The sequence below is a fragment of the Mesorhizobium sp. ESP6-5 genome, from assembly GCF_020164695.1.
Taxonomy (GTDB): Bacteria; Pseudomonadota; Alphaproteobacteria; order Rhizobiales; family Rhizobiaceae; genus Mesorhizobium; species Mesorhizobium australicum.
Map to the genome: position 1 here is coordinate 59,739 of NZ_JAIUGR010000017.1, position 21,793 is coordinate 81,531.

Below are 21,793 nucleotides of genomic sequence, written 5' to 3' on the forward strand. Positions count from 1 at the left end.
ACGACATAATCAAAGAATAAAGCGCGAGACGCGCGGCGGCTATTTCAGGTAACGCTCCTGGGCCAAGGCACGCACGTCGATGTCGGGCACCCGGTTGGAGATGATGTCGGCCAGAACCTTGGCCGAGCCGCAGGCCATGGTCCAGCCGAGCGTGCCATGGCCGGTGTTGAGATAGAGGTTGGACAGCTCCGTGCGGCCGATCAGCGGCGGTCCGTCCGGCGTCATCGGCCGCAGCCCGCACCAGAACGTCGCCTCACGCATCGCGCCGGCGCCGGGAAACAGGTCGCCGACCGAGTGTTCGAGCGTGCGCCGACGCGATTCATGCAGCCTGAGGTCGAAGCCGGAAATCTCGGCCGTGCCGCCGACGCGGACGCGATCGCCGAGCCGGGTGATCGCGACCTTGTAGGTTTCGTCCATCACCGTCGACACCGGTGCGGCGGCGGCGTCCTTGATCGGCACCGTGATCGAATAGCCCTTGACCGGATAGACCGGGATCGGTCGCTTCATCCGGCGCATGAAACCAGCCGAATAGCTGCCCAGCGCCATCACATAGGCGTCGGCGGTCAGCCAGCCCTTGCTGGTGCTCATATTGTTGACGCGGTTGCGGCTGCGGATGACGCGCCATATCGTCGTGTCGTATTCGAACTTCACGCCGCGCGCCACGCAGAGCTCGGCCAGCCTGTCGGTGAACATCTTGCAGTCGCCGGTCTCGTCGCCCGGCAGTCTCAGGCCGCCGACAAATTTTTCACGCACCCCGGCCAGCGCTGGTTCCGCCGTGATGCAGCCGTCGGGATCAAGGACCTCATAGGGCACGCCATATTTCTTCAGCACCTCGACATCGCCTGATGTGCCGTCGAGCTGCTTTTGCGTGCGAAACAGCTGCAGCGTGCCCTGCGTCCGCTCGTCATAGGCGATGCCGGTCGCCTCGCGCAGCGCCTTCAGCGTGTCGCGGCTGTATTCCGCCAGCGGCACCATGCGCGATTTGTTGATCGCGTAGCGCTCGGCGGTGCAGTTGCGCAGCATCTTGACCAGCCACGTCCACATGTGCGGATCGAAGGCCGGCCGCACCACCAGCGGACCATGCTTCATCAAGAGCCACCTGATCGCCTTGAGCGGGATGCCGGGGCCGGCCCAGGGCGAGGCATAGCCGGGCGAAATCTCGCCGGCATTGGCAAAGCTGGTTTCCAGCCCCGGCCCTTTCTGGCGGTCGATCACCGTCACCTCGTGGCCGGCCTCGGCAAGATAATAGGCCGTGGTCACCCCGATCACGCCACTGCCCAGCACCATGATTTTCATCATTCACTCCTTGCCGCGCCGAGCGTCCTCAGGACGCCCGTGGACGCAGCCGTATTTTTCGATTTGCGCATGATCCCGAGCGAAAATCGATGCCGATCTTCGAGACCACGCGCTGTTGCCCATTCACGCCGCCGAGGGACCGGGGTCGTCGTCTTCTGTCTGCCGCATTCCGGCCGTCTCGCCTAGAGGCCTCCAATCGGCTGCGGCACTGTAGACGAGCCTGAGCCCGTGCGGCCGCTGCGCGTCAGCCTGGTGTTTCTGCCTGACCGTGCGCCGGGCAGCCTCCGGCTGGTAAAGCACGGCCCGGATCAGGATCGACTCCCGCCGGCCGTCGGCGTGTTCGACCATTGCAGTCTGGCCTTGCGCCATGCCAAGCATGCAGAGCCCGCGCCTCGTTGCGACCGACAGGCTGGAGCCGACCGGCCCGCGCACCTCGTGCTGCACCAGGGTTCGCGTCTCCGCGGGACCGGTATCGACGCCGAACACCACCCTGCTGTTCAGCGTAACGATGTCGGGGCCGACCGAATCGATCGGCACGACATCGGCGCATGAAAGCTTGTGTTCGAGCATGCGCACGATCGGATCCGCGAATGCCCGCCGGCGCTCCAGCATGACTTCGAGAACGGCAAAGTCCTTCGTCGTCAGGCAGCAATTCGTGCTCGTCATCACCGCCTCCGCCATCAAGCTCGTTGCGGGCCGGAAGCCGGCGTATCGACGGCTTCGACGGTCACGGACAGTTCCCGACCACCACGACCGTTCCAGCAAACCGCCTGCCCAACGCTCGCGCCGATGAGCGCGGTTCCCATCGGCGTCAGCACCGAGATCCGGTTCTCGGCTATGTCGGCCTCGCCCGGGTAGACCAGCATGATGCGCTGGGTGTCCCCGCTTTCGCCGCGCACCATAACCGTCGAGCCCATTCGCACCACACCGGCCGGCATCGCCGCCGCGTTCGTGACGACGGCCCGTCCATTTCCGAAAGCAGCTCCTCGGCCCTCTCGGGCGCGCGATCGAGCAACGCCCTCGCCAGGCCGGTCAGCCTGTCATGGTCGGCTTCGCTGATCAGAATATGGCTGTTTGGACGCAGTTCTTTTGCATGTTGCATGGCAAACCTCATGGATCGGCGCATCGAACGGATGCGCGCCTGCCGCCGCACTGGCGGCGGCGTGATGAAAGGCCGGCAGCCGCGAAGGGCTGTTCGGCTTGCGCTTGTGGATGTATGGATGCCCCGGTACGGACGGACGCCAGAAGGCGGCCGCGCCGGGGCTACGATCCCGCGATCGGGCAGACCCTGAACAAGGTTGTGCTATAAGCGAGGTTGCTCATGCGCCGAACCTTGCCGACAGGCGTCCGCTTGTCAAGCGCGGCCAAACCGCTCAGCCGCCGACATAGCGCCGATGAAACCGCGTCCCAAAGCTGGCCAGGATTTCGTAGCCGATGGTGCCGGCATGGCCGGCGGCATCGTCGACGCTCTGTGAAGGGCCGAGCAGTTCGACGAGATCCCCTTCGCGGAGCCTGCCGGGCGGCAAGGCCGAGATGTCGAGAATGATCGAATCCATCGACACGCGTCCGAGGAAGGGCAGGCGCGCGCCCTCGAACCAGGCGGCCGACGCGGACCGGCGCAGCCAGCCATCCGCGTAGCCGAACGAGATCGTCGCCAGGCTGAGCGGCCCTTCCGCGTGGTAGGTGTGGCCATAGCCGATGCCGGTGCCCTTTTCGACGCCGCGCGTCTGCGCCACCTTGGCCTGCAGCCGCACCACGGGCAGCATCGGGTTGGGTTCGGCAGGCGTCGGATTGATGCCGTAGAGCGCGGCGCCAGGGCGGGCGAGATCATAATGGTAGGACGGTCCCAGAAAGATGCCGGAGGAATTGGCGAGCGAGGCGGGTGCCCCGGGCAGCATGGCACGCAACCGCTCGAAGGCCCGCCGCTGCTGTTCGTTGGCGGGATGGTGCGGCTCGTCGGCGCAGGCCAGGTGGCTCATTACATACCTGATGGCGATGCCATCGAACGCGGCGGTGTCGCCGGCCATGGCCTCGACTTCGGGCGGCGCCATGCCAAGCCGCGACATGCCGCTGTCGATCTGGATCGCGGCCGGAAGTCTTTGGCCAACGCGATGGGCCGCCGCGCGCCAGGCTCTCAACTGTGCGCCACTGTTGATGACCGCGCAGAGACCAGACGCGACCGCTTCCCCCTCGGAGCCTGGCGGCAGACCGTTCAGCAGATAGATCTCGGGTCCGGCCCCGATCGCCTTGCGGAGCGCGATTCCTTCGGCCAGCAGAGCGACGAAGAAGATGTCGCAGCCTTCTTTCATCAGCGCCGATGCCACTTGGCTCGCACCCAGACCGTAGCCGTCGGCCTTTACCACGCCCGCGCAGCGCACGCCGCCCAGCCGCGCCTTCAGTCGCCGGTAATTTTCACGGATCGCGCCAAGATCGATGGTGAGGATAGCCCCGGCAGCAGCCTCGCTCGGGGCGTCGGCTTCCTCGGGCAGTGATCTTTTGGGGGCGTCGTACATGGCGGCCCTTCTTGTGACGGACAGACATCAAATCAATAAGGCGGTCGAACCGGCGCGGCAACCGCGGGCGTTTGAACCGCGGCCGGAGCCCGTCCAGCTATGGCACAAGGTGACGGAACGCCCCCACCACCTCTTCATAGACCTTGCGCTTGAACGGCACGATCAGGTCGGGCAGGTCTTGCATCGGCTGCCATGACCATTTGTCGAATTCGGCTGTGTGGCCGCCCGGCGGCGGATTGATCTGGATCTCGCTGGCATCGCCATGGAAGCGGAAGGCGTACCATTTCTGCGTCTGGCCGCGATACCGCCCCTTGAAGGCGATACCGACCAGATGGTCCGGCAGGTCATAGTTGATCCAGTCCGGCGCTTCTGCCAACAGCGAGACGCTGCGCATGCCGGTCTCCTCGTAGAGCTCGCGCTCGGCGGCCTGCAACGGCTCCTCGCCCTTGTCGATGCCGCCTTGCGGCATCTGCCAGAGCTGCGTCGTGCCGGCGAACTCGCTGTCGGGTTCGGCAATGCGATGCCCGACCCAGACCAGCCCCTCGCCATTGAGGATCATCAGCCCGACACAGGGTCGGTAGGGCAGCGTTTCGCGGTCGACTTTTTTCGTCTGCGGCATCACTCAGTCTCTCCAGTCGCCTTCCGAAGGCCTTGGCTAACCCTTTTGCGGATCGACGGCCACCGCTGAAATCGGCACGATCTCGATGCCGCGCTTCTTGGCCTCGGCCACCCATGACGAGACCGTGTCGACCGTCAGGTCGAAAGCCGAGCCGATGCCGACGGCCGTGCCTTTGGCACGCGCGGTCGCTTCGAGACTGTCGAGCTTCTTCAGGATGGCGCCGCGATCCTGCACCGCATCGATCGCCGTGTCGCCGGCGACGAAAGGGACGCCATTCCTCAGCGCCATGTCCGGAGCCAAGCTGCGCGCCGACGAGCCGTCGTCGATATAGGCGAGGCCCCTTTTGCCAAGTTCGGCCATGAACGGCTCCATCGCCGCGGAGTCGGCGGAAAACCGCGCGCCCATATAGTTCATGACACCGGTATAGTTCGTCGTCCGCGACAGCGCCCAGTGCAGGTTCTTCAGGTTTTCTTCCGCGCTCGCCGCCACCGTCAGCGTGTTGCGGCCGGGGTTGACCTTGGGATAGTCGAACGGCTCGAGCGGCACCTGCATGACGACCTCGTGGCCGCTCTGCCTTGCAGCCTGCATCCAGCGGCCGATGCTGTTGCCCTGTGGCGCGAAGGCCAGCGTCACTTCCGCCGGCAGCTTGGCGATCGCCGCCTGGGTGCCGGTCTGTGAAACCGCGAGCCCGCCGATGATGATTGCCACACGTGCGCCACGCGTGCCGGACCATGGCCGCGCATAGACGTCAAACGGTCGCCTTCCGTCGGCGGAGCGCATCGGCAAGGGCCCGGTTTCACTGGTTTCGATCAGCGTCCTGTCGGGAATATGCGCGATCTTGAGGTTCTGGCCGACGGTCGATGGATCGCGAATGACGATTGCCGCCTTTGGCGGGCCATCGCCTTCTTCGGTCTGCACATGAATGATCTGCGGACCGCCCGTCTTGGCCGGCATCTCCACCTTTGGCGCCGCCGCCGGGGCCAATGCGGGAGGCGACGCGGCGGGCTCGGCCGCCGCGGTCACTTTCGGCGTCGAGACGGCGACTTCCTGCGGCTTTCGAAACGGCTTTTCCCTGAACGCGATCGCGGCCGAGACGCCGACCACGGCAAGCACGATCGCGCTCGCCGCGATCACACCGACGCTGATCTTGCCGGCGCCGCGAGGCGCCCGGACGGCCTGTCCAAGCGGGCGTTCGATGTCCTTGCCGATATCAGCCAAGCCCTATCCCCGATGCACGGTTCCGAAGGCGACCTCCTTCGGCAACACATGCACGAATTCATCAATCCTGGCGCCTGGGCGCCATATCTGGAGGCCTGGTCCTGCCCCCCGAATCAAACTGCCGGAACCTTTCGGTCCCGGCAGCATCGCATTGCTTCGTTCAACCGGCCAGACCGGTTGCCTTACTGGTTGAGCACGGCCTTTTCCGGATTGGGCGGGAAGGCCGGATCGGTCTTCTGGCCGCGCAGCAACTGCTCGGCATAGATGAGCTGCAGGTCGTCCTTCGGATCCGGTGGCACATAGGCCGCGGAGCCCGAGCCGGTCTTGCTCTCGTCGGCGCCCTTGATATGGCCCTTGAGATCGGATTCGCCGCGCGTCAGGTCCCTGCCCTGCAGTTCGGGCGGCAGGGGCTGGTCGACCTTGATGTCGGGCGTGATGCCCTTGCCCTGGATCGATTTGCCCGATGGCGTGTAATAGAGCGCCGTCGTCAGCCTGAGCGCGCCATTCTCGCCGAGCGGGATGATGGTCTGGACCGAGCCCTTGCCGAAGGACTGCGTGCCGACCACCGTGACGCGGCGCAGGTCCTGCAGCGCGCCGGCGACGATTTCCGAAGCGCTGGCCGAGCCGCCATTGACGAGCACGATCATCGGCTTGCCGTTGATGTCGTCGGTCTGCTTGGGCTTGGCGTCGAAGCGGGTGACGTCCTTTGGATCGCGTCCGCGCGTCGAGACGATCTCGCCGCGCTTGAGGAAGGCGTCCGACACGCTCACCGCCTGGTCGAGCAGGCCGCCCGGATTGAGGCGCAGGTCGAGCACATAGCCCTTCAGCTTGTCGTCCGGCACCTGCTTCTTGATGGTCTCGATGGCGTTCTCGAGGTCGTCATAGGTCTTTTCGGTAAAGGAGGTGATCTTCATGTAGCCGATATCGTTCTCGACCCGGAACTTGACCGCCTTGACCTTGATGATGTCGCGCACCACCGTCAGCTCGATCGGCTTGTCGGCGCCCTGGCGCAGGATGGTCAGCTTGATCGGCGTGTTGACCAGGCCGCGCATCTTGTCGACCGCGTCGTTGAGCGTCAGGCCGCGAACCTCCTCGCCGTCGATCTTGGCGATATAGTCGCCGGCCAGCACACCAGCCTTGGCGGCCGGCGTGTCGTCGATCGGCGTGATCACCTTGACCAGGTCGTTCTCCATGGTGACCTCGATGCCGAGGCCGCCGAACTCGCCCTTGGTCTGCACGCGCATGTCCTGCGCCTGTTCGGCGTTCATGTAGGAGGAGTGCGGGTCGAGCGAGGAAAGCATGCCGTTAATGGCGTTCTCGACCAGCGACTTGTCGTCGGGCGGGGTCACATACTGCGCCCGCACCCGCTCGAAGATGTCGCCGAAGATCGCCAGTTGCTTGTAAGTCTCGGACCCCGCAGCGTTCGCCGCCGAGCCGGGTGCGCCATAGACAAGGCTCATGGCGGACGCGCCCATCAGCGCACCGGCAAACAGAAGCGACAGTTTCCGCATCATTTCACGTCCTTCCAGAAAAACGGTCCGCCCACCATGGGGCCGGATCGACGGGTTTTCCATCCTTGCGGAACTCGACATAGAGCTCCGGCGTGGCATTTCCATTCTTCGAAACCGAGGTGCTTGCCACCCGGGCTTCTCCCATCGCGCCGACCGGCTCTCCTGCAAGCACCGACTGGCCAGTCGCGACGCTGATTCTGCTCATCCCAGCCAAGACGACATGATAACCGTCGCCGGCATTGAGGATCAAGAGTTGACCGTAGGAGCGAAACGGCCCCGCATAAAGCACATTCCCATCCGCCGGCGCGGTAACGATGGCTCCCGATTGTGTCGCAACCATGTCCCCAAGCATCAAGGCGCCGTTACCGTCGTCGGCGCCAAACCTGCGTTTGATGCGGCCGGTGACCGGCAGGGCGACCTGTCCTTGCAGTGCCGAGAAAGGCGCCGCGGCGGTCAACCTGTTGCCTTCGGGAACCGGCAGCGATGCTGTCTGGTCGCCACCGGGGTCGGTGCCGCCGGCCTGGCCAGCGGCGGCTGCCTTTGCGGCATCCGCGGCCTTGCGGTTCTTGTCTGCCTGCGCTTCGAGCGAGGCGATCAGATCCTTCAGGCTGCTCGCTCTGGCCGCCAATTGCTCGGAACGCTGCTGTTCGGCCGCCATCTGCGCCTTGGTGTCGGTCTCGAGCTTCTGCTTGGCTTCGAGCAGCATGCCGAGCCGCTTCTTTTCCGCCGTCTGATCGCCGACCGCCGCCGTCAGCCGCGCCCGTTCGGCTTCGATCGAAGCCGTCACCCGGGTCTGCTCCTTGAGATCGGCCAGCAGGCTGTCGGTCTGCTGGCGCAGTTCCGGCACCACGGCGCCGAGCAGGATGGCGCTGCGCACCGACGACAGCGCATCTTCCGGCTTGACCAGGATCGCCGGGGGCGGGTTGAGCCCCATGCGCTGCAGGGCGCCCAGCACTTCGGCCAGCACGTCGCGCCGCGCCGCCAGCGAAGTACGGATCTTCTGTTGCTGGCCCTTCAGCCCTTCCAGCTTGGCGCCGATGTCCTCGATGTCCTGGCCGAGCTTCTGCTCGGTCATCGCCGACTGGATGAGTGCCGCGGTGATCGAGGCGTGGTCCTTCTTGACCGTTGCGATATCGGCGGCGAGCTTGGCCAGCCGTTCGGACGACAGCGTTATTTCCTTCGAAACCTGCTCGTATTCGGCACGGCTCTGGTCCGGATCGGGCGCCATGTCGAGCGTGTTTTCGGCCCGCACCGCATGCAACGACAGAAGCGCCGCCACCGCCGCGACACCGCAGCGCATGCGCCAGGAGCCTCCCGTCGATGGGCCCGTCGTCGATTTCCAGCCTTCAGACATTCGCGATCGATTCTATCCGCGCCTTCGTTAACGAATCATCAACCATGTTAGCGCCTGTCGCCCAAAGGGTTCGCAATAACGCAATGCAACGGAAAAACAGGCCCACGTCGAATCTTGCGCGGCATTTGGGGCCAAATTCGGTGCGATCCGGCGGCTTTCAGGACCTGTGGTAGGGATGACCCGACAGGATCGTCGCCACCCTGTAGAGTTGTTCACCCAGCATCACCCGCACCAGCTGATGCGGCCAGGTGAGCGCCCCGAACGACATCACCAGCTCGGCCTGGCCGCGCAGCGACGGATCGTGGCCGTCGGCGCCACCAATGGCGAGGACCAGCGCCTTGCGTCCGCCGTCGCGCAACTGTCCGAGACTGCCGGCGAAATCCTGTGAAGACAGGCTCTTGCCTCGCTCGTCGAGCAGGATGAGGGCCGTACCTGGCTGCAGTTGTGCCTGCAGCCGCGAACCTTCGTCGCGCTGGCGCTCGGCGGCGCTCTGCGCGCGGCCCTCGACGATCTCGGTGATCCCGGCGAATTCGAGCCCCACGCCGGGTCCGCTCTTGGCGAACCGCTCGAAATAGCGGTCGGCTAACTCCCGCTCGGGGCCGGCTTTCATTCGGCCCACGGCATGAACTGAAATCCTCATCCTCGCCTCTATAGCCGCTAATGCATGTCACCCGACAGGGGGAACCGGTTTACGGCAACGACATGCATCGAACACAATCGGCTTAGTGGAGGGTCTCTTCCTCGAGATCCGGCGCCTGCCACATCTTTTCGAGATTGTAGAATTCGCGGACTTCGGGGCGGAAGACATGGACGATGATATCGCCAGAATCGATCAGGACCCAGTCGGCGCCTGACAGTCCCTCGACGCGCGCGGTGCCGAGACCGGCATCCTTGAGCGCCTTGAGGAGATGGTCGGCGACAGCCGCGACATGACGGTGCGATCGGCCCGACGCAACGACCATGTAGTCGCCGAGGCTCGATTTCCCCTGAATGTCGATTGAGACAATGTTTTCGGCCTTGGAGTCTTCCAGACTGGCAAGGACTGTCTTGATGGCACGGGACACGGCGTCGTCTACGCTGATCCTGGCCGGCGAAGGCACGATGTCGGCCTTCTTCCGCAGTGCTGTTCTCAGTGTATTTCCTTTCGCAGCAAGAACAACCAAATCACCCCTTGAAGCAGGTGACACCACTTAGATAGGCAGAGTTCCGTTGCAGTTTCAAGACGGAGCCCTGATGGACGCGAACTCGCCGAGTGGAATGTTGTTCCACGGGTGACGCAAAAACATCGGAACCCAGGCCTTCTACAGCGGTTACCGGCTGACCGACCAACCGGAATCCCGCCATGCCGATCGACCCGCAAAACACCCTTCTCACCGTCCAGACCGGCCTCGCGCAGCTGAGTACGCTGATCGTCTCCTATTCCTTTTCCGCCATCGGCGCCGTCATCCTCTTGGTGGTCGGCTACATCGTTGCCAACCTTGCCGAGCGCTCGATCTCGGCTGGCCTCGGCCATATCCATGGTTTCGACGCGACGCTGCGGCATTTCTTTTCAAAGATCGCGCGCTACGCCATTCTGATCCTCGTGGCCATCATGGTGCTCGGCCAGTTCGGCGTGCAGACTGCATCGATCATCGCCGCGATCGGCGCCATCGGCCTCGCCATCGGTCTCGCCCTGCAAGGCACGCTGCAGAACATCGCCGCAGGCATCATGCTGCTCGCGCTGCGGCCATTCCGCATTGGCGAATCCGTTGAGGTCGGTTCCATTGCCGGTTCGGTCGAGGAAATCGGCCTTTTCGCCACCAAGCTCAGGACCGCCGACGGCATCTACATATTGGCGCCGAATTCGACGCTGTGGAATCAGCCGGTGCGCAATTTCACCCGCAACGGCGTGCGCCGCACCGACATCACGCTCAGCATCGGCTCCTGGAACGACATAGACGGCGCCCAGAAGACATTGCTTGCCATTGCCGGTGCCGAGAAGCGCATCCGCCGCGAACCGGCGCCGATCGCCTTCGTGGCCGGGCTCGGCGATACGACCGTTTCGCTCACCTTGCGCTACTGGACCGCGGCGGCGGACCATTTCGCCACCCAGATCGACATGACGAAACGCGCCAAGCAGGTCTTCGACAGCGAAGGCATCTCGATCCCGCAGCCGCCTCCGGAAGCATCGCCACCCGAGGCCCGCAAGCAGTAATCAGTCGCCCCTGTGGCGGACCACTTCGTCCGGCGCGAAGGCGAGTTCGACCGGCAAGGGTGCTTGCGCCGACATCGGCGCGAAACTGCCCGTGGCGGCCGCCGGGACGCGGCCCGCCGCGATCACCCGCCACAGCACGAAAAGGCAGAATACCGAGGCGATGACGATGCCGACATAGATGAAGGTTGCCGTGCCGAAGACGGCGGAAAGCGCCGTGACGATGCCCGGCACGATGAAGCCGGCGAGCGACCAGGCAAACAGCATCGAGCTCGACAGCGCCAGCAGTTCATCCTTCCTGGCGCGGTCGGCGGCATGCGCGCTGGAGAGCGCGTAGATCGATTCCGCCGCCCCGTCCCAGATCAGATAGATCACCACCAGCACCATCAGCGCACCGCCGTCGAAGGCGATGGCGAGCACGCTGGCAACGACCGCCAGCGCCGCGGCGCCGGCAAGCACGTAGCGCCGATCAGTACGGTCGGAGAGCCAGCCGAGCGGTATCTGCAGGATCAGCGTGCCGACCGGCATTGCCGACAGCAGCAGCGCGACATCGGCTTGGCTGTAGCCCTTGGCCGTGGCGTGGATGGGCGCGAAGCCGGAAATGATCATCGACAGGCCGCCGACCGCCAGCATGCCGGCGACGCCGACCGGCGAAATCCGCCAGGCTTGGCGCAGCGCCACCGAAGCCGCCTGCGGCGCCGGCGGCTGGGCAAGGCGTGTCATGCCGACGGGCAGGATCGACAGAGCGGTAAAGGCGATACCGATCAGTGACGCGGCCGCCGTGTGGATGTCGATCACGGCAAGCGTCGCATAACCAACGCCAAGACCGGCAATGTAGGCGACGTAGAACACGGCCATCACCCGGCCGCGTACGGCGTTCGGCAGCGCGTCGTTGAGCCAGCTCTGCGCGACGATGAACAGGCCGCATATGGCAAAGCCGTAAAGCGCGCGCGCCACGATCCACAGCAGCGGGTGCGGTCCAGCGCCGATGGCGGCATTGGACAGCGCGATCAGCGCCGACAGCACCATGAAGGCGCGGGCGTGGCCGACCCGGCGCACCAGCGGACCGGTCAGGATACAGCCGGCGAGGCCGCCGGCCGACAAGCCGGTGACGATCAGCCCTGCCCAGACCGGATCGAATCCTTCGACGCCGAGCCGGACGGGGATATAGGCGAACATCAGCCCGTTGCCGATGGCAATCAGCGCCATCGACACGATGACACTGGCAATCGCGATCAGCGGCGCAGGCGTGCTGCCCTGGTCGGGATCGATTGCGGGGTGGGTTTTCTTTTGAATCGCCATGGCTGATCAGCATCGCCCATGGGTCAGGCGAACGCCGCTGTAAAAACGACATGGCCGGATGGACGAGACGCTCAACCCTTCGCCATTTTCCGGATCGCGCTCGACGACAGCGAGGAACGCGGACCGTGGATGAAGGTCCAGGCCGGCGCCTTCATCCGCGCAAGCCTTGGCGCGTCGCCTTCGTCGATGCGGGCGTAATCGAAGGTCTTGGCGACAACCGACGACAGAAAGGACAGTGTCGCGCCGGGTCGGTCGATGACCGCGATCGGAAAGGTCATGACGATCTCGCGCCAGCGCTGCCAGCGATGGAAGTCCCGCAGGGAATCGGCGCCCATGATCCAGACGAAGTCGACGCCGGGATTGCGTGCCTTGACCAGCGCCAGCGTGTCGGCGGTGTAGCGCACATTGTGTGCCGCCTCGAAGGCGGTGACCTTGATCTTCGGGTTCTTGGCGATCTTCTCGGAAAGCGCGATGCGCTCGCCCAGCGGCGCCAGTTCGCGCGTGCTCTTCAGCGGATTGCCTGGGGTCACCATCCACCAAAGCTGGTCCAGCGCCAGACGCCGCAAAGCGATTTCGGCGACCAATGCGTGGCCGGCATGCGGCGGGTTGAACGAACCGCCGAACAGTCCGACGGCCAGCCCCTTCTCGGCATGCGGCATCTTCAGATAGCTGGAGGGTGTCGCCGGTTCGGAAGAGGCCAGCATCGCTTCAGGCTCTGGCGATCAAAAGCTTCAAGGCCTCACCTGTCCCGACCCGCGCACGCGATATTTGAACGAGGTCAACTGCTCGACGCCGACCGGCCCGCGCGCGTGCATCTTGCCGGTGGCGATGCCGATCTCGGCGCCCATGCCGAACTCGCCGCCATCGGCGAACTGCGTCGAGGCGTTGTGCAGCAGGATCGCCGAATCAATCTCGTTGAAGAACCGTTCGACCGCCTTCGCGTCCTCGGCGACGATCGCCTCGGTATGATGCGAGGAGAAGGTTTCGATGTGATCGATCGCACCAGCGATCCCGTCGACCAGCTTCACCGCGATGATCGCGTCGAGATATTCGGTCACCCAGTCGGCGTCGGTCGCCGGCTTGGCGTCGAAGAACATTTTCATCACTTCTTGATCGGCATGGATCTCGCAGCCGGCGGCGCGCAGCGCGTCGAGGATCGGCACCAGATGGGTGGCGGCGACCGCACGGTCGACCAGCAGCGTTTCGGCGGCACCGCAGACGCCGGTGCGCCGCATCTTGGCGTTGACGGCGATCCGCACCGCCATGTCGAGCTCGGCGGAGCGGTCGATATAAAGATGGCAGATGCCTTCGAGATGGGCGAAGACCGGCACCCGCGCCTCGCTCTGCACCCGCCCGACCAGGCTTTTGCCGCCGCGCGGAATGATGACGTCGAGATTGCCGCCAAGCCCCTTGAGCATCTCGCCGACCGCGGCGCGGTCGGTGGTCGGCACCAGCTGGATGGCATCCGCGGGCAGACCGGCCGCCTTCAGTCCCTCGACCAGGCAGGCATGGATCGCCAAGGAGGAATTGAGCGAATCCGAGCCGCCGCGCAAAATAACCGGATTGCCGGCCTTGAGGCAGAGAGCGCCGGCATCCGCCGTCACGTTCGGCCGGCTTTCATAGATGACGCCGACAACACCGAGCGGCGTACGCACGCGCTCTATGTGCAGACCGTTCGGCCGCTCCCACGCGGCGATGACATCACCGACTGGATCGGGCAGGGCAGCGATTTCGCGAATACCGTCCGCCATGGCGCGGATGCGTGCCGGATCGAGCTTCAGCCGATCCATGAAAGAGCCGGAAAGCCCGGATTCGTGGCCATTCGAGACATCGATGGCGTTGGCGTCGAGAATGTCCCGCTCGCGGGAAATGATCGCGTCGGCCATGGCGCCAAGCGCGGCGTTCTTGGCGGCGGCGGCGGCGATGGCCAGCGGCCGGGCGGCAGCGCGGGCGCGGCGCCCGATATCGGCCATCAGCGCCACGGTGTCGTCCCCGGATTTTTCATGCAGCTTCAGCATGGCTCATCCTCCGCTTGTGTCGCTTCCGGCGTGACTTACGACGAGATCGTCGCGGTGGATCATCGCCGAACGCGCCTCGTAACCGAGCACGGTCTCGATCTCGGCCGTCTTCAGGCCTGCGATCCTTACGGCATCGGCGGCATCGTAGGCAACCAGCCCGCGCGCGATCTCGCGGCCCTCGGGCGACAGGATCGCCACCGTGTCGCCGCGGGAGAAATTGCCGCTGACCAGCTTGACGCCGGCCGGCAGCAGCGACTTGCCCGAAATGAGCGCGCCGATGGCGCCCGCATCGACGGTCAGCCGCCCGGCCGGTTCGAGCTGGCCGGCGATCCAGGTCTTGTAGCCTTTCACCGGATTGGCGCTGGGCTTGAAGAATGTCGCGCGCTCGCCACGCTCGATCGCCATCAGCGGCGACAGCCTTGTGCCGGAGGTGATGATCATCGCCGTGCCCGCCGCATTGGCGATCTTGCCCGCGTCGAGCTTGGTACGCATGCCGCCGCGCGACAACTCGGACGCGGCGGCTCCCGCCATCGCTTCGATGTCTGGTGTGATGCGGTCGACCACCGGAATGAACTTGGCACCGGGGTCCGAAGCTGGCGGCGCGGTGTAGAGCCCGTCAATGTCGGAGAGCAGCACCAGCAGGTCCGCGCCCATCATGGTGGCGACGCGGGCCGCCAGCCGGTCATTGTCGCCATAGCGGATTTCGGAGGTCGCCACCGTGTCGTTCTCGTTGATGACCGGCACCGCCTTCATCTTGAGCAGCGTCGATATGGTGGCCCGCGCGTTGAGATAACGCCGGCGCTCCTCGGTATCGCCGAGCGTCAAAAGGATCTGGCCCGATTTCAAGGCACCCTTGCCGAGCGCGTCAGACCATGCGCCGGCGAGTGCGATCTGGCCGACGGCGGCGGCGGCCTGGCTCTCCTCGAGCTTCAGGGCGCGCTTGCCAAGGCCAAGGATGGTGCGGCCGAGCGCGATGGCGCCCGACGACACGACGAGGATTTCGGCTCCTCCCTGGGCAAGCACCGCGATGTCCTCGGCGAGCGAGGCCAGCCAGTCGCGCTTCAGGCCGCTCGCGCGGTCGACGAGCAATGCCGAGCCGATCTTGACGGTGATGCGCCGGTATTTCCTGAGCGGCTGCATGGCCTTACTTTTCCCAGCGCGACTCGACCGGCGCGGCGATCCGCGCACGCGCCTCCGCGATGACAGCCATCAACGCCCGCTGCACCGCCTCGACGCCCTCGCCGGTGACCGCCGACAGCAGCATCGGCGCGCGGCCGGCGGCACGCTTCAGCGAGGCAACCTTCTTCTTGCGCGCGTCTGCGTCGAGCGTGTCGACCTGGCTCAGCGCCAGGATCTCGGCCTTGTCGGTCAAGCCGTGGCCATAGGCCTCGAGCTCGGCCCGCACGGTCTTGTAGGCCTTGCCCGGGTTCTCTTCCTGCGCGGAGACCAGGTGCAGCAGCACGCGCGTGCGCTCGACATGGCCGAGGAAGCGGTCGCCGATGCCGACGCCTTCATGCGCGCCTTCGATCAGACCTGGAATGTCGGCGATGACGAATTCGCGCGCATCGATGCGGGCGACGCCGAGGCCCGGATGCAGCGTCGTGAACGGATAGTCGGCGATCTTCGGCTTTGCCGCGGTGACGGCGGCAAGGAATGTCGACTTGCCGGCATTGGGCAGCCCGACCAGACCGGCATCGGCAATCAGCTTCAGCCGGAGCCAGATGTTGAGTTCTTCGCCGGGGAGGCCGGGATTGGCGCGGCGCGGCGCCTGGTTGGTCGAGGTCTTGAAGTGCTGGTTGCCGAAGCCGCCATTGCCGCCCTTGGCCAGGAGAAAGCGCTGGCCGACGACGGTGAGGTCGCAGATCAGCGTCTCATTGTCCTCTTCGAAGACCTGCGTTCCGGCCGGCACTTTCAGCGTCACATCGGCGCCCTTGGCGCCGGTCATGTTGCGGCCCATGCCGTGGACTCCGGTCTTGGCCTTGAAATGCTGCTGGTAGCGATAGTCGATCAGTGTGTTCAGCCCGTCGACCGCTTCCAGCCAGACATCGCCGCCGCGGCCGCCATCGCCGCCATCCGGGCCACCGAACTCGATGAACTTCTCGCGCCGGAACGACACCGAACCGGCGCCCCCGTCACCGGAGCGGACATAGACCTTGGCTTGATCGAGAAATTTCATGGGACTGCAGTTTCTTTTATTGGCCTTGCGGCATTGCTCTAAACCTTGGGCCTTGCTCTAAACCAAGGCGCGGCGAAGGGCGAGGCCGTTTTGTGACGATGGCCGCGCGGGGTTGGCCGGAGAGACGTCGGAATGAAGCTTGTAACCTACAACATCCAGTACGGCATCGGTCTCGATGGACGCTACGATCTCGGGCGCATCGCCGACGCGGTGCGCGGCGCCGACGTAATCGCGCTGCAGGAGGTCACCCGCAACAATCCCCGGAACGGCAGCCTCGACATGGTGGCCGAGATCGGCGAGGCGCTGCCCGATTATTTCGCCGTCTATGGCAGCAATTTCGAGGCCAATATCGGCTCGCGCATCGAGGACGGCCGCGCCATCACCACGACCTTCCAGCTCGGCAACATGGTCTTGTCGAAAACACCCATTCATCTGTCGCGCAACCTGCTTCTGCCGCGCAGCCGCAGCTTCGAGATGATGAACTTCCAGCGCGGCGCGCTGGAAGCCCTGATCGAGACGCCGCTTGGTTTCATCCGCTTCTATTCCATCCATCTCGATCACCGCAGCCCGGTCGAACGCGCCAGCCAGATCCAGTTCCTGCGCCAGCGCCTGTTGAACTATGCGCTCGAAGGCGGTGCGCTGTCCGGCGTCGCCGAGATCGGCCTGCCGGAACTGCCGCATCCGGAAGCCTTTGTCGGCATGGGCGATTTCAACATGCTGGCCGGCTCGCCCGAATATGTCGAACTCGCCGGCCGGCCGGACCATGAATTCGGCATGCCGCTGACCGCCGACTTCGCCGTCGATGCCGCCCTGCGCCTCGATGTCGCCGGCGACGATCTCGTCTCCTGGGTCGATCCCAACGACCCCACCAACGCCAGCCGCCACAAGCGCATCGACTATATCTTCACCAGCGCCTCGCTTGCCCGGTCGCTGAAGCGCCTGTGGGTCGATAGACAGTCAGTCGGTTCCGACCACCGGCCGGTCTGGGTCGAACTGGGCTAGGCCCAAGTCTGGTCCCCAGCTGATTTGTCCTGTTCCGCCCCACGCGCCAAGGTGTGCCGATATTCAGGTCAGGCCGGCCCCACCTGAACATCGACGCACCTAGAAGTGGATCCAATTGCGCAGGCTCGTCCAGGTTTTCCTGTCGAGCCGATAACGTTCGACCGGCACCTGGCCGGCGACGATCGAATTCAGCATGCCCTGGCCGGCATATTGGAAGCCGCATTTGTGGATGACGCGGCGTGAAGCCGGATTGATGACCCTGGTCGAGGCCTGCAGCACCTGGATCGACGTCTTCTGGAAGGCGAGGTCGACCAGCGCGTGCGCGGCTTCCGTGGCGTAGCCCTTCTTCCAGTAGGGCTCGCCGATCCAGTAGCCGAGCTCAAGGCCGCGATCGGTGGTGTTCAGCCCGGCGCAGCCGACGAAAGTGTCGGTGCCGGCCAGCGTCAAGGCATAGGCGATGCCGGCGCGCCGCGCCTTGGTCATGGCGAGGAAAGCACGTCCCTCGGCCTCCCCATAGGGGTGCGGCATGCGCGCCAGCATCTCGGCAACGTGACGGTTGTCGGCAAGTTCGACCAGTTGCGCGATATCCCGCTCATCGGGAGCGCGCATCACCAGCCGCTCGGTGACCAGCACCGGGCAATCTATCGCGTAACTTTCGTCTTCTGAATCTTCCGCTTCGGCAACCATTTGAAGTCCTCCAGGCACAAGAAAAAGGGGAGATGGAAACCCATCTCCCCTGATCCTTTTCCTGGTTTTGCCAGACACCGGTCCCGAGATGGGCGCCGGTGTTCTAGTGCGGAACCGGCTACTCCGCGGCTTTGGTAATCGGGTTGACCGATACGTAGGTTCGGCCGTTGGCTTTTTTGTTGAACGTCACGGCGCCGGTTTCGAGCGCGAAAAGGGTGTGGTCCGTGCCCATGCCGACATTGACGCCGGGATGCCAGGTGGTGCCGCGTTGACGAATGATGATGTTGCCCGGGATGACGGCTTCGCCGCCGAACTTCTTCACGCCCAGACGCTTGGAATGCGAGTCGCGACCGTTGCGCGACGAGCCGCCAGCTTTCTTGTGTGCCATCTAACTAACTCCGATGCGCCCATGGGCGCTTGAATGGTCTTATGAACGCGTTCGCGTTCCGTTTCAAGTCCGATCCGGCGACGTTTCGCGCCGGTTCGCCTTACTTCTTGGCCAGTTCCTTGGCCTGCTCGCGCCAGTCCTTGATCTGGTCGGCGCTGAACGGCATGTTCTCGTCGATCTTGGCAACGTCCTTCTCGGTCAGCTTGGCGAGCTGCGCGAAGGTGATGATGCCCTGCTCGGCGAGATCCTTGGCGGCGACCGGGCCGATGCCCTTGATCACGGTCAGGTCGTCCGGCTCGCCCTTCGGCGCCTTGAACAGCGGCGCGGCGACGGCCTCGGCCCTCGCGTCTTCCTTGGGGGCGGCGTCCTTCTTGGCCTTGGCTTCCTTCGGCGCGGCCTCGGGAGCGACCTCAGCCTTGGCTTCCGCCTTGACGGCCGCCTTCTTGGCGGGCTTGGCGCCACCCAGCAGGATCTCGGAGATCCGCACGGTGGTCAAAAGCTGGCGATGGCCGATCTTGCGGCGCGAATTCTGGCGGCGACGCTTCTTGAAAGCGATGACCGTGCGGTTCTTGCCCTGCTCGACGACTTCGGCGGTCACCAGGGCGCCATCGACGAACGGCGCGCCGAACGTGACATTCTCGCCCTCGCCATGAGCGAGCACGTGGCCGATCTCGACGATGTCGCCGACATTGGCTTCGACTTTTTCGATCTTCAGGAGATCGTTGGCGGCAACGCGATACTGCTTACCGCCCGTTTTAATGACTGCGAACATTTTTTGCCTTTCGCTGTTCGGTCGGCCTTGATGAACCGCCTCTGGCGGTTCGGCCGTCTTTTTGTCAGTCTGCGGGTTCAAAAAACAAGCGGCGTGGAAGAACCCTCCACGCCGATTGCGCGCTGTCCCTAACCGAAGGTTGCGTGGGAGTCAAGGCAAACGGGCGGGGTTCCCTGCCATGCGGGCCAGACTCCTGCCGAGGACGGAGCGTGGCACTCCGAACGAGGCCCGTACAGGAAGCTGAATTTCCGGTGGATTTGGCCTTGTAACCTGCCCGTTCAGCCGTTATCTAGTGCGCCGCGCCGGCAACGGCCGACCATGACCGCGGAGAGGTGGCAGAGTGGTCGAATGCACCGCACTCGAAATGCGGCATGGGTGCAAGCCCATCGGGGGTTCGAATCCCTCCCTCTCCGCCATTTCCCCAAATTGAAAATGCCGGCGGCATCGGCTCACGCCAATTCGCTGGCTCGGCTCCAATTGGACAGGCGCCGGCATGCGTGCGGCGGGACGCGACCGGCTGTCGCGGGTCGGAAAATAAGAAGCGATGCCGAGGAACCAAAGCATGTCCCTCAAGTTCGATATCCGTTTCCAGGGGAGATCGAGTTCAGCATGCAAGGTCGAGGGCCAATCAAGGCAGCACTTCGAGCACAGGCCGATGAGGTACGCATCCGCATTGGCATCCTCCAGCAGGAGTTGACCACCAACCGCAAAAGCATGGGAGGCACATTGCGGTTGGGGTACGAGATAAAGTCGAGGAAAGTCCTTCTGGCGCGTCTGGAAAGGGTATTGGCGCAGTACTCGCCGGGCTGCCTGCTTGACGACGTCCCGACGCTGCGGCGCTCCGAGACAGGCCCGCGATCGCAAGGCTCCCATTGCAGCCTCTGACGCTGCAGCCGTTCGAGACAACGCCCAACCCAGACGGATGGTCAGGGCCTGACGGCGCTTTCTGCAGACACCTGTGCCGCACGGCAGCCTTCGCCGACGCGCTCGCGGGAACCTGCGTTACCGTGGAAAGTTCCTGCTGATGGCGAATCACCCCATTACCGGCGCGCTCACCTCGATCGGCACGTGGACCTCTCGTCCGGCAGCATTCCTGGTCCTGCTGGCCTATGCGATCTTCTGGATCGTTTTCGACCGGCAAAGCTTGAACTGGCATGGCGCGGCCACGCTCCTCACCTGGGCCATGACGCTCTTCATTCAGCGGGCTGAACATCGCGATACCCAGGCCATTCATGCCAAGTTGGACGAAATGCTGAGATCAAACAGTTCGGCTTCGACCATCACCCGCATCGACGATGAAGAGCCCGAGGACATCGAGAAACATCGCGATCGCAAGCAGCAGGGCGACTGACATGCGCGCTGCCGGTCTCGTGGCGTTCCTGAGGGGCGCGAAGCCAACGCGGTTGGGTCGAAAATTCAGCCCGCTGCTCAAGGGATTAAGCTATGTGGCCGTTGCGGTTGTCGCCGGTCTGGCCACGTTGGCTGCCATAAACCTGACCCCTGAACCGCGGGTTTTGCGGACGATTGTCCCGCATCGCTTCGACGCATCGGATCCGCAGTTCGCGAGGTCGATGAGCAGCTACTCGCTGGGACAGATGTCAAACGCGAACGCGGTGCAGACCCTTGTGAACGGCGACGAGATTTTTCCTTCGATGCTCCGGGCAATCGGCGCGGCCCGGTCCACCATCGATTTTGAAACCTATATCTATTGGTCTGGGGCTGTTGGATATGAATTCGCACGAGCCTTGGCGGCCAAGGCGCGGCAAGGTGTGGAGGTCCGCGTGCTTGTCGACTGGGTCGGCAGCCTGCCTTTCGACGAAAACCTGATCCACATCATGACAGGAGCCGGCGTGAGGTTCCAGCGCTACCGGCCGATCCATTGGTATACGTTGGACCGCGTGAACAACCGGACCCATCGCAAACTGCTCATCGTCGACGGACGGGTGGCCTTTACGGGCGGCGTCGGCATCGCCGACAAATGGCGGGGAGACGCCCGCAATCCGGATGAATGGCGCGATACGCACTATCGGATCGAAGGGACCGCCGTGCCTGCTTTCCAGGCAGCCTTTGCCGAAAATTGGTTGGAGACGACCGGTGAGACATTGCAGGGTCGGAAGTTCTACCCTCCGCCCGAACCGGCGGGGTCGCTCGGCGCCCAGCTGATACTTTCTTCGCAGCCAAATGGCTCGGAGAACATGGAATTGATGATGCTGGCCGCGATAGCCGCCGCGAGGGATCACCTGCGAATCGGAATGGCCTATTTCGTCCCCGACGACATCGCCCTCCAGCAGATCCTGGACGCCAGGAAGCGAGGCGTGTCTGTCGATGTGATCGTTCCGAACGCGCTCACCGACGTGCCTTTGGTTCGGAAGGGCTCGCGCTATTTCTGGGGCGACTTGCTTAGAGTTGGAGTGCGTATCTACGAGTTTCAACCCACCATGTATCATCCCAAGCTGCTGATCGTTGACGACATCTGGACGAGCTTTGGTTCCACCAATCTGGACGAACGCTCCTTACGGCTGAACGATGAAGCCAGTCTGAACGTCTACGGCAGGGATTTCGCGAACACGCAGATCGACCTGTTCAACCAGGACCTTGGGAGATCCCGGCAAGTTACCCTGGCCGAATGGGAAGCGCGTCCCCTGCGGGAAAAAATTTCGGACTGGCTGGCCAGCAGGCTGCGCTCCCAACTTTGATGACCTGGCTTTTACTGCTCATTCGACCAGCCTGATCAGCCCTACCGCTC

General features: G+C 64.3%; 23 protein-coding genes and 1 tRNA gene. 5 read left to right on the forward strand and 19 right to left on the reverse strand.

What is annotated here, in order from left to right:
- Positions 1-39: 39 nt before the first annotated feature.
- The 11 genes from LB524_RS25080 to rsfS all read right to left on the reverse strand — a co-directional run bounded on the left by LB524_RS25080 (position 40) and on the right by rsfS (position 9,611).
- The gene (locus LB524_RS25080; RefSeq protein ID WP_224530961.1) at positions 40-1,296 is read right to left on the reverse strand and encodes a D-amino acid dehydrogenase; all 1,257 of its coding nucleotides are present in this window, start codon (positions 1,294-1,296) and stop codon (positions 40-42) included.
- A 123-nt stretch (positions 1,297-1,419) separates the two neighbouring features.
- The gene (locus LB524_RS25085) at positions 1,420-1,962 is read right to left on the reverse strand and encodes a nucleoside-diphosphate kinase (RefSeq protein ID WP_140874733.1); all 543 of its coding nucleotides are present in this window, start codon (positions 1,960-1,962) and stop codon (positions 1,420-1,422) included.
- A gap of 14 nt (positions 1,963-1,976) precedes the next feature.
- Complete coding sequence (locus LB524_RS29145) at positions 1,977-2,213, reverse strand: GreA/GreB family elongation factor (RefSeq protein WP_411909939.1); 237 nt, start codon at positions 2,211-2,213, stop codon at positions 1,977-1,979.
- A complete protein-coding gene (locus tag LB524_RS29150; protein ID WP_411909940.1) occupies positions 2,132-2,422 on the reverse strand; it encodes a hypothetical protein in 291 nt (96 codons plus the stop codon). The genes LB524_RS29145 and LB524_RS29150 overlap by 82 nt, the downstream gene beginning before the upstream one ends.
- Positions 2,423-2,669: 247 nt before the next feature.
- The gene (alr, locus tag LB524_RS25095) at positions 2,670-3,809 is read right to left on the reverse strand and encodes an alanine racemase (RefSeq protein WP_224530964.1); all 1,140 of its coding nucleotides are present in this window, start codon (positions 3,807-3,809) and stop codon (positions 2,670-2,672) included.
- A 97-nt stretch (positions 3,810-3,906) separates the two neighbouring features.
- Entirely contained in the window at positions 3,907-4,428 is a 522-nt protein-coding gene (locus LB524_RS25100) for an RNA pyrophosphohydrolase (protein WP_015315203.1), read from the reverse strand.
- Positions 4,429-4,464: 36 nt separating this feature from the next.
- The gene (locus LB524_RS25105) at positions 4,465-5,646 is read right to left on the reverse strand and encodes a divergent polysaccharide deacetylase family protein (protein WP_224530965.1); all 1,182 of its coding nucleotides are present in this window, start codon (positions 5,644-5,646) and stop codon (positions 4,465-4,467) included.
- 182 nt (positions 5,647-5,828) lie between these two features.
- A complete protein-coding gene (locus tag LB524_RS25110; protein WP_015315201.1) occupies positions 5,829-7,160 on the reverse strand; it encodes a S41 family peptidase in 1,332 nt (443 codons plus the stop codon).
- Between the two features lies 1 nt (position 7,161).
- Positions 7,162-8,511, reverse strand: coding sequence for a murein hydrolase activator EnvC family protein (locus tag LB524_RS25115; RefSeq protein ID WP_140822643.1), 1,350 nt, complete (start codon positions 8,509-8,511; stop codon positions 7,162-7,164).
- A gap of 157 nt (positions 8,512-8,668) precedes the next feature.
- On the reverse strand, positions 8,669-9,151 hold the full coding sequence (rlmH, locus tag LB524_RS25120) for a 23S rRNA (pseudouridine(1915)-N(3))-methyltransferase RlmH (protein WP_140822645.1): 483 nt from the start codon (positions 9,149-9,151) through the stop codon (positions 8,669-8,671).
- Between the two features lie 82 nt (positions 9,152-9,233).
- A complete protein-coding gene (gene rsfS, locus LB524_RS25125; protein WP_015315198.1) occupies positions 9,234-9,611 on the reverse strand; it encodes a ribosome silencing factor in 378 nt (125 codons plus the stop codon).
- A 242-nt stretch (positions 9,612-9,853) separates the two neighbouring features.
- Here rsfS and LB524_RS25130 point away from each other — a divergent pair, with 242 nt between their 5' ends.
- Positions 9,854-10,705, forward strand: a complete 852-nt coding sequence (locus LB524_RS25130) for a mechanosensitive ion channel family protein (RefSeq protein ID WP_224530967.1) — start codon at positions 9,854-9,856, stop codon at positions 10,703-10,705.
- Here LB524_RS25130 and LB524_RS25135 read toward each other — a convergent pair whose 3' ends face one another.
- The 5 genes from LB524_RS25135 to obgE form a co-directional block, all read right to left on the reverse strand.
- On the reverse strand, positions 10,706-12,004 hold the full coding sequence (locus LB524_RS25135) for an MFS transporter (protein WP_224530969.1): 1,299 nt from the start codon (positions 12,002-12,004) through the stop codon (positions 10,706-10,708).
- A 71-nt stretch (positions 12,005-12,075) separates the two neighbouring features.
- Complete coding sequence (locus tag LB524_RS25140; protein ID WP_411909941.1) at positions 12,076-12,663, reverse strand: nicotinate-nucleotide adenylyltransferase; 588 nt, start codon at positions 12,661-12,663, stop codon at positions 12,076-12,078.
- Positions 12,664-12,735: 72 nt separating this feature from the next.
- A complete protein-coding gene (locus tag LB524_RS25145; RefSeq protein WP_224530974.1) occupies positions 12,736-14,022 on the reverse strand; it encodes a glutamate-5-semialdehyde dehydrogenase in 1,287 nt (428 codons plus the stop codon).
- Between the two features lie 3 nt (positions 14,023-14,025).
- A complete protein-coding gene (gene proB / locus LB524_RS25150) occupies positions 14,026-15,162 on the reverse strand; it encodes a glutamate 5-kinase (RefSeq protein WP_224530975.1) in 1,137 nt (378 codons plus the stop codon).
- Between the two features lie 4 nt (positions 15,163-15,166).
- Complete coding sequence (obgE, locus tag LB524_RS25155; protein WP_140822653.1) at positions 15,167-16,198, reverse strand: GTPase ObgE; 1,032 nt, start codon at positions 16,196-16,198, stop codon at positions 15,167-15,169.
- Positions 16,199-16,330: 132 nt separating this feature from the next.
- On the opposite strand from obgE, the gene LB524_RS25160 reads away from it, so the two are divergent.
- Positions 16,331-17,200, forward strand: a complete 870-nt coding sequence (locus LB524_RS25160) for an endonuclease/exonuclease/phosphatase family protein (protein ID WP_224530976.1) — start codon at positions 16,331-16,333, stop codon at positions 17,198-17,200.
- 99 nt (positions 17,201-17,299) lie between these two features.
- On the opposite strand, the gene LB524_RS25165 is transcribed toward LB524_RS25160, so the two are convergent.
- From LB524_RS25165 to LB524_RS25175, 3 genes are all read right to left on the reverse strand, one after another.
- A complete protein-coding gene (locus LB524_RS25165) occupies positions 17,300-17,887 on the reverse strand; it encodes a GNAT family N-acetyltransferase (protein WP_140712513.1) in 588 nt (195 codons plus the stop codon).
- 118 nt (positions 17,888-18,005) lie between these two features.
- Positions 18,006-18,275: a 50S ribosomal protein L27 gene (gene rpmA / locus LB524_RS25170; RefSeq protein WP_015315190.1), complete on the reverse strand. Its 270-nt coding sequence runs from the start codon at positions 18,273-18,275 to the stop codon at positions 18,006-18,008.
- Between the two features lie 100 nt (positions 18,276-18,375).
- Positions 18,376-19,047 (reverse strand): 50S ribosomal protein L21, encoded by a 672-nt coding sequence (locus LB524_RS25175; RefSeq protein WP_015315189.1) that lies wholly within the window; start codon positions 19,045-19,047, stop codon positions 18,376-18,378.
- Positions 19,048-19,373: 326 nt separating this feature from the next.
- Here LB524_RS25175 and LB524_RS25180 point away from each other — a divergent pair.
- The 3 genes from LB524_RS25180 to LB524_RS25190 all read left to right on the forward strand — a co-directional run bounded on the left by LB524_RS25180 (position 19,374) and on the right by LB524_RS25190 (position 21,743).
- Positions 19,374-19,463 (forward strand) — tRNA-Ser (locus LB524_RS25180).
- Between the two features lie 608 nt (positions 19,464-20,071).
- Positions 20,072-20,398, forward strand: coding sequence for a low affinity iron permease family protein (locus LB524_RS25185; RefSeq protein ID WP_015315187.1), 327 nt, complete (start codon positions 20,072-20,074; stop codon positions 20,396-20,398).
- A gap of 1 nt (position 20,399) precedes the next feature.
- A complete protein-coding gene (locus tag LB524_RS25190) occupies positions 20,400-21,743 on the forward strand; it encodes a phospholipase D-like domain-containing protein (protein WP_224530977.1) in 1,344 nt (447 codons plus the stop codon).
- The last annotated feature ends 50 nt before the right edge of the window (positions 21,744-21,793 follow it).

What these genes read in the sequence shown, in the direction of transcription:
- LB524_RS25165 (WP_140712513.1), bottom strand. Translation starts at nt 17,887, where the DNA reads ATGGTTGCCGAAGCGGAAGATTCAGAAGACGAAAGTTACGCGATAGAT.
- obgE (WP_140822653.1), bottom strand. Translation starts at nt 16,198, where the DNA reads ATGAAATTTCTCGATCAAGCCAAGGTCTATGTCCGCTCCGGTGACGGG.
- LB524_RS29145 (WP_411909939.1), bottom strand. Translation starts at nt 2,213, where the DNA reads ATGGGCTCGACGGTTATGGTGCGCGGCGAAAGCGGGGACACCCAGCGC.
- rlmH (WP_140822645.1), bottom strand. Translation starts at nt 9,151, where the DNA reads ATGAGGATTTCAGTTCATGCCGTGGGCCGAATGAAAGCCGGCCCCGAG.
- LB524_RS25100 (WP_015315203.1), bottom strand. Translation starts at nt 4,428, where the DNA reads ATGCCGCAGACGAAAAAAGTCGACCGCGAAACGCTGCCCTACCGACCC.
- LB524_RS25185 (WP_015315187.1), top strand. Translation starts at nt 20,072, where the DNA reads ATGGCGAATCACCCCATTACCGGCGCGCTCACCTCGATCGGCACGTGG.
- LB524_RS25085 (WP_140874733.1), bottom strand. Translation starts at nt 1,962, where the DNA reads ATGACGAGCACGAATTGCTGCCTGACGACGAAGGACTTTGCCGTTCTC.
- LB524_RS29150 (WP_411909940.1), bottom strand. Translation starts at nt 2,422, where the DNA reads ATGCGCCGATCCATGAGGTTTGCCATGCAACATGCAAAAGAACTGCGT.
- LB524_RS25115 (WP_140822643.1), bottom strand. Translation starts at nt 8,511, where the DNA reads ATGTCTGAAGGCTGGAAATCGACGACGGGCCCATCGACGGGAGGCTCC.
- LB524_RS25135 (WP_224530969.1), bottom strand. Translation starts at nt 12,004, where the DNA reads ATGGCGATTCAAAAGAAAACCCACCCCGCAATCGATCCCGACCAGGGC.
- LB524_RS25175 (WP_015315189.1), bottom strand. Translation starts at nt 19,047, where the DNA reads ATGTTCGCAGTCATTAAAACGGGCGGTAAGCAGTATCGCGTTGCCGCC.
- LB524_RS25080 (WP_224530961.1), bottom strand. Translation starts at nt 1,296, where the DNA reads ATGAAAATCATGGTGCTGGGCAGTGGCGTGATCGGGGTGACCACGGCC.
- rpmA (WP_015315190.1), bottom strand. Translation starts at nt 18,275, where the DNA reads ATGGCACACAAGAAAGCTGGCGGCTCGTCGCGCAACGGTCGCGACTCG.
- LB524_RS25190 (WP_224530977.1), top strand. Translation starts at nt 20,400, where the DNA reads ATGCGCGCTGCCGGTCTCGTGGCGTTCCTGAGGGGCGCGAAGCCAACG.
- alr (WP_224530964.1), bottom strand. Translation starts at nt 3,809, where the DNA reads ATGTACGACGCCCCCAAAAGATCACTGCCCGAGGAAGCCGACGCCCCG.
- LB524_RS25160 (WP_224530976.1), top strand. Translation starts at nt 16,331, where the DNA reads ATGAAGCTTGTAACCTACAACATCCAGTACGGCATCGGTCTCGATGGA.
- LB524_RS25130 (WP_224530967.1), top strand. Translation starts at nt 9,854, where the DNA reads ATGCCGATCGACCCGCAAAACACCCTTCTCACCGTCCAGACCGGCCTC.
- proB (WP_224530975.1), bottom strand. Translation starts at nt 15,162, where the DNA reads ATGCAGCCGCTCAGGAAATACCGGCGCATCACCGTCAAGATCGGCTCG.
- LB524_RS25140 (WP_411909941.1), bottom strand. Translation starts at nt 12,663, where the DNA reads ATGCCGCATGCCGAGAAGGGGCTGGCCGTCGGACTGTTCGGCGGTTCG.
- LB524_RS25110 (WP_015315201.1), bottom strand. Translation starts at nt 7,160, where the DNA reads ATGATGCGGAAACTGTCGCTTCTGTTTGCCGGTGCGCTGATGGGCGCG.
- LB524_RS25145 (WP_224530974.1), bottom strand. Translation starts at nt 14,022, where the DNA reads ATGCTGAAGCTGCATGAAAAATCCGGGGACGACACCGTGGCGCTGATG.